General features: G+C 48.8%; 17 protein-coding genes and 1 riboswitch. Of the genes, 4 read left to right on the forward strand and 13 right to left on the reverse strand.

The features are described 5' to 3' along the window. The first annotated feature begins 207 nt into the window (after positions 1-207). Positions 208-693: a CcdC family protein gene (locus BMW94_RS14695; RefSeq protein ID WP_175480701.1), complete on the forward strand. Its 486-nt coding sequence runs from the start codon at positions 208-210 to the stop codon at positions 691-693. A gap of 102 nt (positions 694-795) precedes the next feature. Here BMW94_RS14695 and BMW94_RS14700 read toward each other — a convergent pair whose 3' ends face one another. Further along, the gene (locus BMW94_RS14700; protein WP_090999457.1) at positions 796-1,809 is read right to left on the reverse strand and encodes an NADP-dependent oxidoreductase; all 1,014 of its coding nucleotides are present in this window, start codon (positions 1,807-1,809) and stop codon (positions 796-798) included. A 174-nt stretch (positions 1,810-1,983) separates the two neighbouring features. After that, the gene (gene map, locus BMW94_RS14705) at positions 1,984-2,730 is read right to left on the reverse strand and encodes a type I methionyl aminopeptidase (RefSeq protein ID WP_090999459.1); all 747 of its coding nucleotides are present in this window, start codon (positions 2,728-2,730) and stop codon (positions 1,984-1,986) included. A gap of 207 nt (positions 2,731-2,937) precedes the next feature. Here map and BMW94_RS14710 point away from each other — a divergent pair, with 207 nt between their 5' ends. Next, entirely contained in the window at positions 2,938-3,144 is a 207-nt protein-coding gene (locus tag BMW94_RS14710) for a hypothetical protein (RefSeq protein ID WP_090999461.1), read from the forward strand. 86 nt (positions 3,145-3,230) lie between these two features. Here BMW94_RS14710 and BMW94_RS14715 read toward each other — a convergent pair whose 3' ends face one another. Both BMW94_RS14715 and BMW94_RS14720 read right to left on the reverse strand, forming a co-directional pair. After that, a complete protein-coding gene (locus BMW94_RS14715; protein WP_090999463.1) occupies positions 3,231-4,073 on the reverse strand; it encodes a serine/threonine protein kinase in 843 nt (280 codons plus the stop codon). Positions 4,074-4,186: 113 nt separating this feature from the next. Continuing rightward, positions 4,187-4,846, reverse strand: coding sequence for a MerR family transcriptional regulator (locus BMW94_RS14720; RefSeq protein ID WP_090999465.1), 660 nt, complete (start codon positions 4,844-4,846; stop codon positions 4,187-4,189). Positions 4,847-5,346: 500 nt separating this feature from the next. On the opposite strand from BMW94_RS14720, the gene BMW94_RS14725 reads away from it, so the two are divergent. After that, positions 5,347-6,300, forward strand: coding sequence for an L-lactate dehydrogenase (locus BMW94_RS14725; protein WP_090999467.1), 954 nt, complete (start codon positions 5,347-5,349; stop codon positions 6,298-6,300). Here BMW94_RS14725 and BMW94_RS30205 read toward each other — a convergent pair. The 7 genes from BMW94_RS30205 to BMW94_RS14755 form a co-directional block, all read right to left on the reverse strand. Then, a complete protein-coding gene (locus BMW94_RS30205) occupies positions 6,268-6,450 on the reverse strand; it encodes a hypothetical protein (protein WP_139209343.1) in 183 nt (60 codons plus the stop codon). The genes BMW94_RS14725 and BMW94_RS30205 overlap by 33 nt on opposite strands. Next, positions 6,425-9,139, reverse strand: a complete 2,715-nt coding sequence (locus tag BMW94_RS14730; protein ID WP_090999469.1) for a PAS domain-containing hybrid sensor histidine kinase/response regulator — start codon at positions 9,137-9,139, stop codon at positions 6,425-6,427. The genes BMW94_RS30205 and BMW94_RS14730 overlap by 26 nt, the downstream gene beginning before the upstream one ends. 276 nt (positions 9,140-9,415) lie before the next feature. Then, positions 9,416-10,150, reverse strand: a complete 735-nt coding sequence (locus BMW94_RS14735; protein WP_090999471.1) for an ABC transporter permease — start codon at positions 10,148-10,150, stop codon at positions 9,416-9,418. Position 10,151: 1 nt separating this feature from the next. After that, positions 10,152-10,868 carry an ABC transporter permease gene (locus BMW94_RS14740; RefSeq protein ID WP_090999473.1) on the reverse strand — a complete coding sequence of 239 codons (717 nt, stop codon included), beginning with the start codon at positions 10,866-10,868 and terminating at the stop codon, positions 10,152-10,154. Continuing rightward, a complete protein-coding gene (locus tag BMW94_RS14745; protein ID WP_090999475.1) occupies positions 10,865-11,779 on the reverse strand; it encodes an ABC transporter ATP-binding protein in 915 nt (304 codons plus the stop codon). Before BMW94_RS14745 ends, BMW94_RS14740 begins: the two co-directional genes overlap by 4 nt. 83 nt (positions 11,780-11,862) lie before the next feature. After that, a complete protein-coding gene (locus BMW94_RS14750) occupies positions 11,863-13,407 on the reverse strand; it encodes a HAMP domain-containing sensor histidine kinase (protein WP_090999477.1) in 1,545 nt (514 codons plus the stop codon). Beyond that, positions 13,404-14,087 (reverse strand): response regulator transcription factor, encoded by a 684-nt coding sequence (locus BMW94_RS14755; protein ID WP_090999479.1) that lies wholly within the window; start codon positions 14,085-14,087, stop codon positions 13,404-13,406. The genes BMW94_RS14750 and BMW94_RS14755 overlap by 4 nt, the downstream gene beginning before the upstream one ends. Positions 14,088-14,366: 279 nt before the next feature. Here BMW94_RS14755 and BMW94_RS14760 point away from each other — a divergent pair, with 279 nt between their 5' ends. Continuing rightward, on the forward strand, positions 14,367-16,121 hold the full coding sequence (locus BMW94_RS14760) for an alpha-glycosidase (RefSeq protein WP_063566210.1): 1,755 nt from the start codon (positions 14,367-14,369) through the stop codon (positions 16,119-16,121). A 198-nt stretch (positions 16,122-16,319) separates the two neighbouring features. Here the strand turns inward: BMW94_RS14760 and sdaAA are convergent, their stop codons facing one another. Both sdaAA and sdaAB read right to left on the reverse strand, forming a co-directional pair. Next, positions 16,320-17,264, reverse strand: a complete 945-nt coding sequence (gene sdaAA / locus BMW94_RS14765; RefSeq protein ID WP_090999480.1) for an L-serine ammonia-lyase, iron-sulfur-dependent, subunit alpha — start codon at positions 17,262-17,264, stop codon at positions 16,320-16,322. Next, on the reverse strand, positions 17,254-17,943 hold the full coding sequence (sdaAB, locus tag BMW94_RS14770) for an L-serine ammonia-lyase, iron-sulfur-dependent subunit beta (RefSeq protein WP_076290630.1): 690 nt from the start codon (positions 17,941-17,943) through the stop codon (positions 17,254-17,256). The genes sdaAA and sdaAB overlap by 11 nt, the downstream gene beginning before the upstream one ends. Positions 17,944-18,201: 258 nt before the next feature. Further along, positions 18,202-18,325, reverse strand: a riboswitch (glycine riboswitch). Positions 18,326-18,594 lie beyond the last annotated feature (269 nt).

The following is an 18,594-nucleotide window of genomic DNA, read 5'->3' on the forward strand; positions in this document are numbered from 1 at the left end:
CCCCTTATTCGAATAAACCGCCTCACAGTGGGTACAATAATACAAATTTTTCAAATGAACCCTGCATATACAATCCGGGTAAATGATACACTAAGCATTCTATCGGCTTTCTTCGTTTGTGATATAATAGAAACAGAAAATTCCGGCATTCCGCATCATGTTCCGGATGTCCAGATAACATATTATTCCAGAAAGAGGGAGTTTTACGTGGCTCAAATCAGTCCGTCTTACCTTCAGATCGGTGCAACTCTGGGTATGCTTGTCATGGCCCTGCTTGCCATTTTCATTCGAATGAAAGCCAGCCATCGTCCGGTTACCATTCGCAAAATACTTATTCCCCCGTTGGGAATGAGCACGGGTTTTCTCATGTTTGTTGTACCCCAGACACATGTCCCGCTTCTATGGGCACTTATCGCGCTGTTGGTGGGCTGGTTTATATTCTCGTATCCCCTCATTCGCAGTACTCGCTTTGAACGAGTTAACGGTGAAATCTTTGCCACACGTTCACGAAGCTTCGCGTTTATTCTGCTTGGATTGCTGGCTATACGTTTAATCCTGCATGAAGTTATTCAGCGTTATGTGAGCATTCCTCAAACGGGTGGCTTGTTCTTCCTTCTGGCCTTCGGCATGATCGTGCGCTGGCGGGTATATATGTACAAGCACTATAATGAAGTTGTTGCTGCGGAATCTTAGCATCATCGCAACTTCCTAACAACTAAAAAGACACGTTCTGTGCACCTCACCGTGCGGAACGTGTCTTTTCCTGTTCTGGCATATGTTCAAGGGATTCTATATCTATTCAGGGTCCGCAACCTTTACTAGCTGTTTGCCCAGGTTATCTCCAGAGAAAAGGCCCATAAATGCTTCCGGCGTCCGGTCAAAACCTTCCACAATGTTTTCTTCAAACTGAATATGGCCTTCCTTGATCCATTTTGCCAATTTGGCCCGGCCTTCCTTAAAGGATTTGGCATAGTCACCCACCAGAAAGCCTTTCATCAACGCTGTATTGGTTAACAGTAACGTCTGCGGGCGCATGCCGATGTCCGGTTTCTCCAGATTATATGACGAAATCTGTCCACAGAGCGGAATACGTGCATTCCGATTAATATGACGCAGTACAGCATCGGAGATTTCACCGCCAACATTGTCGAAATAAACGTCTACGCCAGCCGGGCAAGCCCGTTCAATGGCAGCAGACATATCCTCTTCGTGCTTATAGTTCAACACCACGTCGAATCCCAGTTGTTCTTTCAGGTAAGCACATTTCTCGTCAGAACCTGCAATCCCGACTACACGCGCACCTACAATCTTGGCGATCTGGCCCGCGATCATGCCCACCGCTCCGGCTGCTCCCGATACGACCACCGTTTCGCCGTCCTTCGGCTTACCGATATCTTCCATGCCAAAATAAGCGGTCAAACCGGTCATGCCCAGCGCACCCAGGTAAGCCGTAATTGGAGCTTCTTCTGTATCGATCAAGGAAATATCTCCCGTATTTACGGCTGCATACTGCTGCCAGCCCCACATGCCGGAAACCAAATCCCCTTTGCGCAGATTAGGTTCCGAAGACTCCACCACCTGCCCAATCGTTCCGCCCTTGATCACTTCATTCAACGCATAGGGGGGAGCATAGGATTTCGTATCTTTCATGCGGCCCCGCATGTATGGATCTACAGACAAATATAGCGTACGTACCAGGACTTGTCCTGCATCCGGTTCTGGAAGCGGTGCATCAATGAATTTAAAGTCTGCTCTGGATGGGGCACCTTCGGGACGAGACGCAAGTACAATCTGTTTATTTTCAGACACCAAAATGACCTCCTTCTTGCCAGTGGACAGGGGTCAACCCTCTGTCAGCTGATATCATTCACCACCGGCTCTATGTGTATCGCCTCTAAGTAGTTTAAACCGAAACAGGCGGATCACAAACGTGGGCCGCCTTGAAATATGCAAATATCATCACATTTGAGACATTGGGAGCCATTATTGAGCAGTCAGAATGACAGGACCATCTGCTGTAATGGCAATCGTATGCTCATATTGGGCAGACAGACTTCCATCCTGAGTACGTGCTGTCCAACCATCCGAGTCCAGCTTGCTACGGTACGTACCAATGTTGAGCATCGGCTCAATCGTAATAACCATGCCTTCCTTAAGACGTGGACCACGGTGTGGTGGGCCGTAGTGAGGCACCTGTGGTTCCTCATGCATCTTCTCGCCGATTCCGTGACCGATAAATTCACGAACAACCGATAGACCTTCACCTTCCGCATATGTCTGAATCGCATGGGAGATATCACCGATTCGGTTGCCAATTACAGCCAGTTCAATCCCTTTATAAAGGGATGTTTTGGTGACGTCCAACAGATGCTGTGCTTCTGGAGTCACCTGCCCCACCGCATACGACCACGCGGAGTCGGCGAGCCAGCCGTTCAGATTCACGACCATATCAATCGTAACGATGTCTCCATCCTGGAGTACATATTTTCCCGGAAATCCATGACAGATCACATCATTAACCGACGCACATGTCGCATATTGGTATCCGTTGTATCCCTTTTGTTCCGGCGTAGCGCCATTTTTCTTGATAAAAGCTTCTGCAAACTGATCAATTTCCTGTGTCGTGATCCCTGGACGGATCATTCCTGCGATTTCTCTATGGCATGCGGCAAGAATTTCTCCGGCCTTCTTCATAAGTTCGATTTGTTCTTTAGTCTTCAACGTAATCATTACAACTACTCCTGTCCGTTAAAATCTCATCCTGTCTTCTATTGTAACGCGAAATGCTCAAAATAAAAAATTCCGTGTAATCCCAACATCCTATTATACGCCCAGCCCCTGTGCAATGAATTTAATCCTCCTAAAAAAAATCCGAAACCCGTCCAATTGAAGCTCCGTATATGCTTAAAACGGCTGAAGTCGAAAGGATGAACGTTCATGTTCAAAAAGATTATAGGCAAACTTCTGGATTCTAAATCTTCATCTCACCGTAGGCGCAGCTCATCAGATCGACGTTCATATAAACGTTACAGCAGTTCCTCTGGCAAGCGTACCTACCAACGCTATTCATCTTCGGATGCGAAGCGTCGGGATAGCCGTCACGGCTCCGGTTATTATAAAAGCAGAAAATACAGCTCCAGCTAGACTGGCGCTAAATCATCGTATATGTATTAAAAGGGTTGTTCTGCCAGCCGTCTTCACGGTTAGCAAAACAACCCTTATTTATTTCTTCATCGCAACTTTATCAGCACACGGTCAATATCCGCCTGTAATTCCAGCCCATCGCCTTCATAGCCTGGACGAAGTCCAAGCAGTCGTTCCAGCATATCGCGAACTTCCGGCGCAAGCTTGAGTTCTTCCTGCCAGCTGGCCGGTTTGCGGCCCTTTTCCGGCTCGTAAGCGGAATACAGCATGAACAAAAGAAAATGACCGAGATCCTGCAAATCCTGGTCAGGTGCAGCCAGCTCATCTTCCGGCTCGGGCAATTCACGCATCCGGCGTTTCAGCTCAGGCAACAACGGCTCCCCCATGCGCCGCGCCAGGCCAAAATCAATCAAATGCACCTGCCCCTCACGTAAAATGACATTTGGAATACGAACATCCCCATGAATATATCCCTGCTCATGAACATGCATAATAGGAGACAGCAGTTGCTTTACCAGCTCCAGACACTGCTGTTCCGTATATTGGCGGCCTTGATCGAATATGCACTGTTCCAGTGTCTCCCCAAGGATATACTCGGTAACAATGTAACTGCGCGCCCGGTATGTGAACACATCCAGCAACTCAGGGATCGCCGGATGATCCATCCGGTTCATCACATTCGCCTCTCTGTCCAGCAACCGTACAGCCAGTTTACCCTTGCTGGGTTTGGATTCTTTTAACGCCACATCCATGCCAGTCTGTTCATCGGTACACAGATATGTCAGTCCATAACTTCCCATGCCGAGCAAGTCATATATTGTATAACGCCCGGCGATCTTCGTACCTTTCCGCCGAGGACGATCAGTCCATAGGCCGAGCAGTTTTTGCCAGCTTCGTCGCAGCTCCACAGGTCCTCCCACGCCAGCCATCTGATCTCCTGTTCTCCGTTTAAGCAGAACAGATCAGCAGCCAGTCTTGTTGTTGTATGCGCTCATTATATCAAGCTGCCTGTGTAAAATCACGACGAGCATGGGCCAGATATTCAGGCTTCTTTGTGCTTTTTGGGCAGCAGCCCGAACAACATTCGGAGCGACATTCCTTTGGGTTTGCGTTTTCTTCCCTGGAAGCTGCGCAGATTGGTGACCAGTTCACGGTCCCGCTCCTCTTCGAGCTTCTCATTCATCCACAGGCGCTGCTTCTCCATCTGCTCCTGGAGAGCAAGATGGCTATCGGCCAGATGTTGCAGCGTTAACTCCAACTCGTCAACTCGTTGTTGCAGGAGCTGTACGCGATCATCCTGCTGCTCTACAGCGCCGTGAGTCACTTCACTTACCAGTTGCCCAAGGCCTTCATAGGCTCTTAGGGTACCCGTTGGCTTTGGTTCAGGCTCCTCTGGGAATATCGCAGGCATAACGGTTGCCGCACATTCTGCCATCGAAGAACTTTCCATTGCCATTACAGGCACGCCTGGGGACAGTACAGTCACCACAGCATCTGCAAGTGGCAGGTTATGTTCCCTAAGTTCGGTCATCAGCCGTTCAATGCACTCGATATCATCCGACTTGAACAATCTCGATTTGTTGGCGGAACGCTCGAATCGGTACCCCTGTTCCTCAAGCGCTGCCGCATATTTACGAAGAGTACTGGCACCAATGCCCAGGCTCTTGGCCGTTTCCGTCGTTGCTCCTGCTTCTTCAATCATTATTATTCCCTCCCGGAATGAAGTCTTTTTGATACAAGGTAGTGGCTTCAGCGTTCCCTTCTGGAACTGTCATCGGATCGGGTCAACCTGTCTCATGGATCAAGTACGCATGTTTCATTTGCTTGTCCGTATGTATTCGTCAATCTCTTTGCAGATCCCTTTGACGCTTTTCTTCTGTTTCTGAGGATTCATAAGAACTTTTGTCAGTTGCCTCATTCGTAAAAATAACCCTTCATCCGACAATGAACATGAATGCTGTCATGTCGAAATTCGTTAGTGCAAACGCCGTCACTTTTTATGAAGAAAAATCAATCATGTCAATTTTGTTAACTCCGTCACTCCAATACGCTCCCGCGACAGAGGAAATCATTGCTGCACTGCTTTTTCATGTGTTATCTTATGTAACGTAGAAATTGTTATTAACATAAAATAAAGGACTATACTTAACATATGTCTCATTAAGAACGGATAAATCAAATGTAAATGGGGGCTGAACGGCAGTGTTAGGCAAATCAGGTAAAGTAGCGGTGATCGGGGCGGGACTTGTCGGTTCAAGTTGTGCGTATTCCATGATTAATCAATCGATATGCAGAGAGATTATGATGGTTGACCGGACGTATGATCGCGCGGTTGCACAGGCGTTGGATTTTTCCCATTGCATGGACTTCACACATAACCGCACGAAGGTATACGCTGGTACTTATGCAGATTGCGGCAGCATGGACGTCATTATCCTGACTGCCGGAGGGAATCCGAAGCCAGGACAGACGCGTCTGGATATTCTGGAGGAAGCGGAGTCCATCGCCAAAGATATCGTTGTTCCTATCATGAATAGCGGATTCCGGGGGATTTTTGTCGTCGCGGCCAATCCGGTTGACATAGTAACTTATATGGTATGGAAGCTGTCCGGGCTTCCGCGTGAACGAGTCATCGGTACAGGTACGTCTATTGATTCATCCCGGCTCAAAACGCTGTTGTCAGAGGTCTTCTCCATCGATCCACGCAGCGTGCACGGATATGCTCTCGGGGAGCATGGGGAATCCCAGTTCGTGGCATGGTCGCATGTCACCATCGGAGGCAAACCGATTATGCACATTATGGAGCAGCACAAGGAACGCTTCAAACATCTGGACCTGGAAGATATCGCCCGCAAAACGAAAGATGCCGGTTGGGAAATTTTCACTCGTAAAGGTTCGACGCAATTCGGAATCGGTAACGCACTCGCACATATTACCCGTTCGATTCTCAACGATGAACATAAGATCATTGCTGTCTCCGCAATCCTTGATGGAGAGTACGGACAGACCAACGTCTGTGCAGGTGTTCCGGCCATTATTGGCGGGGATGGGATTCAGGAGATTATCGAATTGAATTTGGATGCATCTGAACGTGAGAAATTCGAGCGTTCATGCGAAGTTTTGTCAGGTAACATCAATCGTCTTACCCTGGTTTGACCAGTTCAGCCATTCAAGGATGGTCCATAACCAAATATTCAGAACCACAAAAACGCCAATAACCTCCTGATACAGAAGCGTCATTGGCGTTTTTGTGGTTGTTTTTTTACCTACCTTGGAGTCTTCAGCTTGGTGCAAGCTGGGGTTCATCTGCTGGCCCCCATTGCTGCAATACCCGCTTTAATTCACTCAGCATGATTGGTTTGCTGATGAAGTCGCGCATCCCAATCTCCAAACAAGCTTCCTTGTCTTCACGTTTGGCATTTCCGGTTACCGCTATAATAGCAGGAATACGCTCCTGCGGAATTAATCGGTGTACAAGGTCTGTCGCCTTGAGTCCATCCATAACAGGCATCTGAAGATCCATCAGGACAATATCATAAGCATTTTGCGAAATGGCTTCGATCGCTTCAACCCCATTGGTGCATACATCTGCTTGGTAACCAAGTTTCTCCAAATACTCCGATAAAATCTTTCGGTTTACCGGGTGATCCTCGGCAACAAGAATACGTATCGCTACCTTATCCCCCTGGCGTGTCCGATCATGGCTGAATTGACGTGCAGATTGCTCTGCCTCTGCAGTCGCATCTACACTTGTGGCAGGCACAGCGAACCGGAAGGTTGATCCCTTTCCTTCTTCACTCTCCACACTGATACTGCCCCCCATAATCTCCACGAGCCGCTTCGAGATGACTAATCCAAGACCTGTCCCGCCGTATTTGCGGTTAATCACAGGATGCAGTTGAGAGAACGACTGGAACAACTGATCCAGCTTATCTTCTGGAATACCGATCCCCGTATCCTTCACCGCAAAGTCCAGCACACTCGCTTCCGGTCGATTGCCACGAATAATATCTACCGTGACATCAATGCCCCCCTGATCCGTAAACTTCAAGGCATTGCTCACCAGATTGACGAGGATTTGTCGAATACGCATCACATCCCCCACCATAAACTCAGGGATATCGGGATTGAGCCGATACCGGATCTTCAACTGTTTCTCTTCCGCTCTAGGGGAGAAAAGCTCCGCGACCTGTTCCAACATGATGCGCAGCGAGAACGGTTCGTAGGCCAGAGCCATTTTACCGGATTCCAATTTACTGAAATCAAGGATATCATTCAGAATATTTAACAGTGCATCACCGCTCTCACGGATGATCTCGGCGTATTCTCGCTGTTCCTCCGACAAATCCGTGCCGATCAGCAATTCAGTCATCCCCACGATTCCGTTCATTGGTGTGCGAATTTCATGACTGACCATGGACAGGAATTCCGACTTGGCCTGTGCCGCGAGTTCAGCGGTTTCCTTGGCGCGCACAATTTCGCGATCACCCGTCACATCATTGAACACGATAACGGCTCCACGAATCTGACCTTCATCAATAATCGGTGTAACCTGGTATTCTACCAGAAAGCTGGTTCCATCTTTGCGCCAGAACACATCTTCCTTCACCGTGCGACACTGCCCGTCCATCACCGTCATATGAATAGGACATTCATTTTCGGGAAAATAACTGCCGTCTGCACGTGAATGATGGATGATGGGATGAGAGTTTTTACCAACAAACTCTTCCGCTTCGTAGCCAAACATGGAAGCAGCAGCTGGATTCATAAACCTGGTGATGCCATCTGCGTCTAATCCATAGATGCCCTCTGTAACCGAGTTAAGAATCAAGGCGTGCTGTTTGCTAAGCTCCTGAATCTGCTCCGTATAATCCTTACGCTCCGTAATATCAGACAGGATCCCATACACCCCCACGAGTTCCTGGTCCACAATAATGGGAACATTAATGATAGACACATCAACCTTCCTGCCACTGGAATTCACGATCCGAGTTTCATAATGTTGGGGTTTACCCTGCTTCACCAGTTCGAAGTATGCCTGCCCGCTGTGTACTTCACTTTTATCCAGATGCGAAAGAAAGGACTGCCCAATCAATTTGCTTCGAGGCACATCCAGCATTTTGACCAGATTGCGGTTCACTGCCGTATATTTGCCTTCAAGATTCAGTGAGTATACCGCTGCCGGATTATGTTCGAAGAGAGATTTGTACCGTTGACGACTTTCTCTAAGGCGTCTTTCTGCATTTTTATGCTGGGTAATATCCCGGCTGACACTGACAATCTGAGTACTCTTGCCTTCTTCGTCAGCCACAGGCTTCGCCAGCGTTTCCATCCAGATATAGTGCCCCTTCTTATGAAGCACTCGCATCTTGCAGCCATTCCCACTCGACGACATTTCCAGAAGTTCAGGATAATCCCCAGGGTAACAGTAATCCTTCAAGGACTTTCCTGTCACCTCTTCCGGACGATAGCCCAGCAACGAATAGACGGAAGGAGAAACATAGAGCAGCTTCCCGTCCATCGAACTCGTTGTAATGAGGTCCTGAGCATGGTCCGCCAACATCTGATATTTCTCCTGCGTTTCATGCAATTTACGTTCCACTTCCACGATCTCGGTTACATCCCTGGCAATACCGTATATCCCCACAATCTCTTCTTTCTCCGTTATGGGCACATAGGTAATCTTGGCCTGTTTCAGGGAACCGTCTCTATGATAAAACGTGATCGGCTTACTGACTGAATGGCCAGCCAGTACCTCACTAATGTATTCTCCTCGTAACTCCTCGCTCTCAGGAGGGCAGATCGCATCTCGATTCAACCGACGGAGTTCTTCAAATGTATACCCTGAAATCCTCTCAATTGAGGGATTGGCATCAATATAATTTCCATGGATGTCCATCACATATATGGCATCTGGGTGATTAAAAAACAAGGATTGGTAAGAACTTCCCTCAGAAATAATGCGCTTTAGGGTTTCCGTTTTATTAATATCCAAGGCTTACCCCTCTTTTCTTAGCCTATATCTTCATCTAACAACCCAAAAATATAATTTTCGGCGAAATGGGCCTACCCTCGAATAACCATGTAAGCCCTCCTAGAAACAGCTTTTTTTATTTTACCAGATTCCAGTTCGAATTTGCCTAAAATCTCTTCACCATAACCATGTAAAAACGACAAAAAAATCCCCTTTAAGCGACATAGTCCGTCAATAACCGAGGTCTATCTTTGCTTAAAAGGAATTTATTACACAACTAATGAATAGTTTCTAAGATTAAATTTCTTTTTTTCTAAAATATAAAACGCCAATTAAAATGAAAAGAACTGCACTGCCCCCGACAACCGCCAGCATCGTACCCAGCGGAACATTATAAGCTCCGAAACCTCCACCTTCAAACGGTGTCATTAGAATCATCGGCTGCGCCCAAGGGTAATATGGACCATAGGTGGCCGAGTTCACGATCAGAATGTTGGGTACGGTTAACGCAAAATTCAATGCCAGCGGTGCGGCAAAGCTGCTCCATACCAAGGAAACGAACATTTGGAGAGCAGCGAGTGGCACACAAGCGAATAGCCCCAGCAGCAGCTTACCTGTAAGGAATCCCCATGGGATGGGGTCCGTCATGCCCTGGATCGTACCCGTCAGCAGGATGGCACCCAATAACAGTAATTGTGTACCCGCCAGAAGCAAAATCACGATGGTCAGTTTGCCTGCATACACGCCCGTACGGGTAAGCGGCAGCACCAGCATTTGCTTCCAGCCTCCCCCCGCATGCTCGAATCGACAGACGAAAGAGGTAAATACGCCAGTCAGGATGGGCAGTAATAACAAACCGTGCAGAAAGACCATTGAACCCATAAGCACATTCCATTGACCTGATGGTGTGGACAGCAGCCCAATAACCAGTGCGATTAACGGACTCAGCAGAATCAGAAGCCAGATAGGTGATTTGCCCATTTTGAGTCGCTCAGAGGACAGGATTCGGAAATAGGTTGTTGCAAAATTCATCTTAGGCCACATCCTTCCGGCTAAAATGCACCATACCCAGCAACATGATCAGGAGACCCGCCCCTACACCCATACCGGCGTACACAAATGGTTTTGGGCTGAGCCAAGCCATCTGTGCCCACGCGAGTGGAAAGTACGGTGAGATACTTAGTGCGAACATTCCCGTTACGGCGAGTACAATGCCAAGTGTAACGGGAAGAGCCTGATTTTTGCTTACCATCGTCAGCCATAGCTCCAGCGATAACACCGGAAGTGCGCCAGCCAGTGGCAGTAAACCCAGCTTGATTGCATGCGTCCAGGGAATCTCACCCGCGTCGAACCCAAGCAGCAGTCCCAGACCAATAGTTCCCGCGGTTAATAACAAACAGGAGATGATGAGCAGCATACAAGCGAGTAGAAATTTGGCCAGATACACCGCAGGTCTCGTGATCGGCATCGCCAGCAGCTGCTTCCATGATCCCTGTTCATGTTCAACATTTGCGATCATCGAACTGAGAATCGTCGCCCCCAGCATCAAGGCAAGCGGTACAAAAACAACCACATTGTCCAGCAAACCCTCCCACAGATGATTCCCATACTGTTCTTTCAGATAGCCCAAACGAAGCCCGAAGTTCAGAGCCTGCATCGCCGTCAGTCCAATGGGTGCCAGAAAAACGAGAAACCAGATGCCTTTGCCACGAATTTTGAGCCAGTCGGACGATAACGCACGGCCCGTCATACCGTTGCCCCCTCACCGATGACCCGCATGAACAAGTCTTCCAGGGATTGACGGTGCTCTTCCACACGATAGACCGCGTGGTCCTGCTCAACCAATCGACGAACCAGCAATGCAATCGCGCTATTATCCATATACGGGAACGTGAGCGCAGCTCCTTCACGTTGACCGAATTGTCCCTGCTCTCTAGCCAGCTTCATCGCTTCTTCCGGCTCGGAAACGGTCAGTCGAATGGAGCTGCCCGTCTGGCTATGCAGATTGGCGATCGTATCTTGAAGGACCATTTTCCCCTCACGGATAATGCCAACCCGGCTCGCCATCTGTTCCACTTCACTCAGCAAATGGCTGGATACCAGGACGGTAATGCCGTGTTCCAGGGGCATGCGTTTGATTAATTCCCGGATCTCCTGGATGCCCGCTGGATCAAGACCGTTCGTCGGCTCGTCCAAAATCAGCAGCTCCGGCTGACCCAACAAGGCACTTGCAATCCCCAGACGCTGTTTCATTCCAAGCGAGTAACCTTTTACGGAACGTTTGGCATCCCGGGTCAGATCCACGATGGAAAGCACTTCGGCAATCCTCGATTTGGGTACATTCAAAATCCGGCGCAAGGTTTCCAGATTCTCCACCGCGTTCAGATGACCATAGTATGAAGGATACTCAACCAATGACCCTACACGTCGCAGAATGTCCATGCGGTCCTTGCGAATATCCTTATCGAATATACGGATGACACCTTTGGTTGGCTTGATTAAGCCAAGAAGCATACGAATGGTTGTTGTTTTACCAGCGCCGTTGGGACCAAGGAAGCCATAGATGTCTCCCTTTTTAATATGCAGATCAAGTTCACGGACCGCCGCACGGTCCCGGTATGTTTTCCATAAGTTAGCGGTTTGAATAATGTTTTCACTCACTGTTTGATCACCTCGGATATCATCGTAACCTTCCAAGGTTAAAGCTGAAGTCGGCTGAAGTTTAAGTTTAGTTTAAAAAAAGGTTAGGTCCTTGGTTTGCCAGCTCCCCCGCCGCTATAGAGGCACACGCGCAATCCATTCTCAGAGCTGTCTACCCTCTTCCGCAGCCCCATCTCACGAATCAGCAGATCCACGATGGATAACCCCAGACCTGTTCCCTTGGTATCCGAATCTTCCTGCAATCCTGGGCCCCTATCCTGAATAACAAGAGCCTTCTCCCCATGGATCTGTTCTGTTGATATGCCAACATATTTTCCACTCGCTGCATGACGGATGACATTCTGAAACAGGTTATCAAGAACACGACGTAATCCCTGCTCATCCACCTGCCAGAACAACGGTTCTTCCGGCAAGTCGATATCAATCTCAAACTGCTCTTTCTCCCACACTGGATACCAGGCCGCTGCCGTTTCTCTCACGATACGCAGGACGTCCTTCTGTTCCAGCTTCAATGTATATTTTCCGCTGGTGAGCAGGTTGTACGACAACATGTTATCGATCAATCCGCTCAAATCATCCATCTTCGCTTCCATACGACGCAATGAAGTATCCGCAGCCGTGCTTAGTGGTTCTTTGTGAAGGGAATGCATATGTCCACGAATGACCGTCAGCGGTGTACGCAGATCATGCGACAATCCCGCGACAAGACGTTTGCGAAGCTGCTCTTCCTCCCGCTCCCGGTGACGGCTGTCTGTCAACTGATGCACCATCTCGTTGAACGATTCCTCCAGATGTCCAATCTCGTCCCATCTGCGAATCTCCACAGGAAGGGGAATGCCTTCCTTGCCCGTAGTGATCATCGCCGTCTGGAGCCGGATGAGCCGCTTGCGAATTCGTGCAAAGAACAGGATCGACATGATGATAAATAACAGGAAGATGATCATCATCAATCCACCCAAATACAAAAGTTCCATAGGCTCGTTGTTTTGTGGCTTTTGCAAAAGATACCGCGGGACCTCAATCACCATAAAGCCCTGTCCCTTGTCTTCGCTATCTCCCCCTACAAAAGAAACCACCGTTAGCGGATCACGATAGGAGGCTTCCTTCATAAATTCCAGGGAGGTGTTTGCATTCCATATCGAAGGAATCCGGGTCTCGGTTGTCTGATGATTCAACGTCCACTTCAATGTCGTCATTGTTGTTCCATCCACGGTGGATTCCGATACATCAACATCCTCTCCAGCGAGAATAAATGCTGTTTCACCTTTTTGGTCCACACGGTACATCGAAGATTTGGGATATTTGCGGTGCAGCTGCTCCATACGTTTATGGATTTTTTCAGATGTCGCCCCATCCAGCTTCTCGGATTCCCGGGTCCACAGGTTGCTGATTTTCGTGCTATCCCCATAAGGTGCCGTATTCTCTTTATTTGTATTGTTCACCACCACCACATAGATGATGGATGTAATGGGGAGAATGACCGGCACAAACAAAACCGCTGCCAAGATCAGAAGAATATATCGGGACATCAGGGTCCGTCCAAAACGCATTTTCCGTTTGCCTGGAAAGCTTCGTTTCACTCCTCTATCCCTATTGGATGAATCGCGCATCGTCGCCTTTTTGCTCATGGCTTCTTCACACGATACCCAACACCACGAACGGTTTGAATGATGGTTGGGTTCGCCGGATCACGCTCCAGCTTCTCGCGCAGATGCCGGATATGTACCATTAATGTCTTGTCCCCGTCCAGATAAGGCTCGTTCCAAACGGCTTCGTAGATCTGTTCCTTGGTTCGAATCATGCCCATATGCCTTAGCAAGTAGGCGAAGATATGAAACTGTTTGCCCGATAAAATAATTTCTTCCCCTGTCTCCTCATTCACGATCCGGTGGTCCTTCTCGTAGATGGACAAGTGATCCATTTTCACCACGGTATCGGCCGAGATCGCTGTCCCTGCCTTTCGAAGCTGGACTTCAATCCGTGCGGCGAGTTCATCGGGATGAAAGGGCTTGGTTACATAATCATCGGCAAAATCAAGCCCATGCAGCTTGTCGTCAATGGACGTTCTGGCCGAGAGCATGACAATGGGCACTCCAGGATGTTCCTTTTTGAGTCGCTGTCCTACCGTAAATCCATCCAGTCCCGGCAGCATGACATCCAGAATAACCAACGAGCAGCCCCCGGCAGCTTCAGCCGCACCTTCACCACTTCCGAGCCACACCACCTCATATCCACGCTCCTCCAAGTCGGCCCTAACCCATGTAGCAATTTCCGTATCGTCTTCAATGTATAACAGTTTCGTTTTCATACGCGCATCCGTTTCCTTTCTGCACCCTTTGGGTTAATTATATATTTGAAACATAATGATATATCTTGTTTATATAAAACGTATGAATGATGATCACACGACCATGGATATCCTTTTATTTTAAATTATACCTTAATCATCCGCTTCGCATAATTCATACAGGGATTGAGAGGTTGATTCAACAACATCAGCATGTGGCATTCATCCCGAGATTGATTTGCATCGAATGCGGCTACTTGCTCACATACTACGTTTGTATACGACGGGAGGAGATTCAACATGCTGCTGGAAGCCATCTATCATCAACCAAAACGGAACTGGGCCTATGCCTACGATAAGGATACCATTCGTCTGCGTTTGCGTGCCAAAAAGAATGATCTCACCGAGGTACATGCCCTGACTGGGGACAAATACGCCTGGGATCGCACCAAAGAGCTGGTTCCTTTAACCAAATATACATCCGATTCCATGTTCGATTATTATGAGGGGCAAGTAAAGCCTCCGTATCATCGACTGAAGTATTCCTTCCTGCTGAAAAGCGGCACAGAACAGATCTGGATGACCGAAACGGATTTCCAAACGCATGAACCCGACGATCCTGGTCACATGTTCCAGTTTCCGTACATCCATCCCGGAGCTGTATTTACACCGCCTGCATGGGTGAAGGATGCGATCTTCTATCAGATCTTCCCTGAACGATTCGCAAATGGCAACCCCGACCTTGATCCAGAAAAAGTGGAACCCTGGGGTGGTGAGCCGACCCCGTTTAACTTCTTCGGCGGTGATCTCCAGGGCGTCATCGACCATCTGGATTACCTTGAAGAGTTGGGCATTAACGCCATTTATTTCACACCAATCTTCGAGGCAACGACCAATCACAAATACGATACCGAAGATTATTTGCGAGTAGATCGGCATTTTGGTGATGCAGATACAGCCAAACGGCTTGTTGAACTGTGCCATGCACGCGGAATCCGGGTGCTATTGGATGCGGTGTTCAATCATTCTGGGAAGACGTTTGCGCCGTTTGTCGATGTGCAGAAGAACGGGGAGAAGTCCAAATATAAGGACTGGTTCCATGTGCATGAATTCCCGCTGGACGTGAAGGATGGCATTCCTACGTATGAAACCTTCGGATTCGAAGCCCACATGCCGAAGCTGAACACGGAAAATCCCGAGGTGAAGGCGTATTTGCTGGAGGTCGCCGAATACTGGATCAAGGAAGTGGGTACCGATGGCTGGCGGCTGGATGTCGCGGATGAAGTGGACAATGCGTTCTGGCGTGACTTCCGCCGTGTAGTGAAGGCTGCGAATCCGGATGCCTATATCCTGGGTGAGGTATGGAATGAGTCTTCTTCTTGGCTGCAAGGTGATCAGTTCGATGCCTCGATGAACTATCCATTTACGGAAGCCGTAAATCGTTTTTTTGTAAAAGATGCCATGCACGCCGAACAGTTCGCGAACTCGATCGGTCGACAACTGTCCCGCTATGCGCTGCAAGCCAGCGAAGTGGCGTTCAATCTGCTGGACAGCCATGATACACCACGGCTGCTCACCTTATGTGAGGGTGACCAGCGGAAGATGAAACTGGCCGCGTTGTTCCAATTCAGCTATATGGGTGCCCCGTGCATCTATTACGGGGATGAGATTGGGCTGGACGGCGATCATGATCCCGGCTGTCGGAAATGTATGGAGTGGGATGAGACGAAGCAGGATCGCGAGTTGTTCACCTTTTATCAGAAGCTAATCGCACTTCGCCATGCCCATCCTGCCCTGCGTGCAGAAGGCAGCATTCGATTCCTGCAGGCCCGTGAAGGCGGAAGCCAGCTTGTGATGGAACGACAGGATGAGGAGGAGCGTATTCTGATCCTCTTCAATCGTTCGGAAGAAACAGCGATCGTCGAGCTCGAGGCGGGTGCCGGGGAATGGACGGAGTTATTTGGCGAGAATTATCGTACAGCCAAGGAAGAGGGCATCCTGGCCGTTGAGCTGCCCGCATATGGATATGCTGTACTAAGTACAGATATCGCGTAGCTTTTTCATATTGTTGTATCCTTGCCATTCCAACGCATTGCAAGCAACGCCGAATAAGCAAAAAAAGCCGATACGCTTCTTCATCAGAAAGAATTCGTATCGGCTTTTTTATCATAATGGGAGCAGATCATTACCGTTCATGATCCAGGCTCCACGAGTTAAATTCATTTCAAGTTCGTTCATGTTCGTTCATGCATGTTATGCCTTGGCTTCTGGTTCATTTTCAGCAGGAGACTCAGCTTCAGTCTCAGGCTCCGCACGCTTCGCCTTTGGTTTAGCAAGCTTCTCCATCATTTTCCGTCCTGTCGGCGTTTGAGCAAGCCCACCTTGGGCCGTTTCACGGTGCCTGCTCGGCATCGCACTGCCCACTTCCAGCATGACATCAATGACTTCGTCAGAAGGAATGGCACTTCGTACCCCGGCCAGCGCCATGTCGGCCGCAGCCAACGCAGTTACGGCACCCAGTCCGTTACGCACGATGCACGGAATTTCCACGAGGCCTGCGACGGGATCGCAGATAAGGCCTAATGTATTTTTTAACGCGAGGCCAACCGCATGAACTACCTGCTCCGGCGTCCCTCCACGCAGCTCCACCATGGCTCCAGCGGCCATGCCGATGGCAGAACCCACTTCCGCCTGACAGCCACCCTCGGCACCGGAGATAAATGAATTGTTGGCAATGACATATCCGATCGCTCCCGCACAGAACAGACCGTTCACCAGATGCTCGTCACTCCAGCCAAAACGCTCCTGTGAGCTAATAAATACACCCGGAATGATGCCACAAGAACCGGCTGTCGGTGTCGCGACGATCCGGCCCATGGAGGCATTCACTTCCGATACACAAAGGGCATACGCCATGGCCAGTGCAGAAGCATCTCCAGAACAAGTCTCACCTTTACGAATGTACTCAGCCATTTTTTTGCCGTCTCCGCCAGTCAAACCGCTGCGTGATGTCGTATCTTCTGTCAGCCCTTTGTGTACAGCTTCCTTCATCACCTGATAGTAATCCGACATCTGCCGCACAACATCCGCTTCCGGGATATTCGTCTCCTGAACCTGCTCTTCGATCATCAGCTCGGCAATGGTTTTGGACTCTGCTGTACAGATGGTATTCAGTTCATGTAGATGTTTAAACCGCATCAGGCTCGACCCCTCTCTTCAAATCAATCACACGAATGTCCAGCATATGATCCAGCGACCGCAGACGGTTCAACATCTCAGGATTAGGCACACCATCCATCTCCATCGCTGTCAATGCTTCACCATCCCGGGCTTTCCGATCCACTTGCATGTACCCGATGTTCACCCCGGACGAACTGATGGTGGAGGTTACCGAAGCAAGCACCCCTGCTTTGTCCGAATGGCGCAGTACAAGTGTGGGAAACTCTCCGCTAATCTGTACACGAAAATCATTCAAGGCATGCACCGATACACTACCACCGCCAATGGAAGCACCAATTAGTGAGCATTGACGGTCTCCATGCCACAGTTCAATCTTGACTGTATTCGGATGAGGAGCAGGCAGGCCGCTTGTGAAAAACTCTACCTCCATACCCGCTTCCTCTGCATATTGTTCTGCATCCGGTATACGTGGATCATCCGTCACATAATCAAGCAGGCCACCGATCAATGCCAGATCCGTACCATGCCCCTGATACGTATCGGCGAACGAGCCATATAGAGTTAATCGGGCACGTTCAGGCGTGCATCCCAGCCACTGACGAGCAATTCGCCCCAATCTTGCCGCTCCAGCCGTATGTGAACTTGATGGACCTGTCATGGACGGACCAATAATTGAAAAAACGTCTTTAAAACGCATCGCAAACCCTCCATTTATAATCGTCATTTTCATCCAGACGTACACCCATAATGTTCCTTTATTACTGAATGATGACATCAAAAAAGGACAGAAGAAGGCCCTAGGCCCTCTCTCTGTCCTCGATACCTGAGAGTTTCATGATAAGCAGCGCGGCGGATCGATGCATTCCTGTATTCACAGGTGATGTCACCCTGCACACCGTGCTGCTTGACCATATACCCCTTGGGTGGCGCAGTTTCGCGCACTCTCCAGAGTTGCGTCCAACGATGGTACATTTACCTGAGAGATTAACCACTGCGCCGGGTGCGCAGCAGCTTGCTCCTTCGGTGCCCGACAGCTGCCATTTTACTCGACATGCCCAGGTCTCTCCCGCTCGCTATCATTCGCTGTATGGAACCATTCTGATCTTGTACCAGAACGATAATTGAAGTTTTTAATACTTTCTCATTAAGATTAATCGACCGGAAGATCAGTGTCAACAAACTTAACGATTTCTTTCTGAATATTTGCTTTTTTCCATTTTATACACAAAATAAACTGACAAACTGTAAACTTTCATCACATGAATGTGTTAATGCGTTTCTTCTCGAAAGCGTATACATTGTTCAATTTCTATTAGTGAATATCTGTATTTAATACTATCTATGTTAT

This window comes from Paenibacillus sp. OK003 (assembly GCF_900109515.1).
GTDB lineage: Bacteria > Bacillota > Bacilli > Paenibacillales > Paenibacillaceae > Paenibacillus > Paenibacillus marchantiae.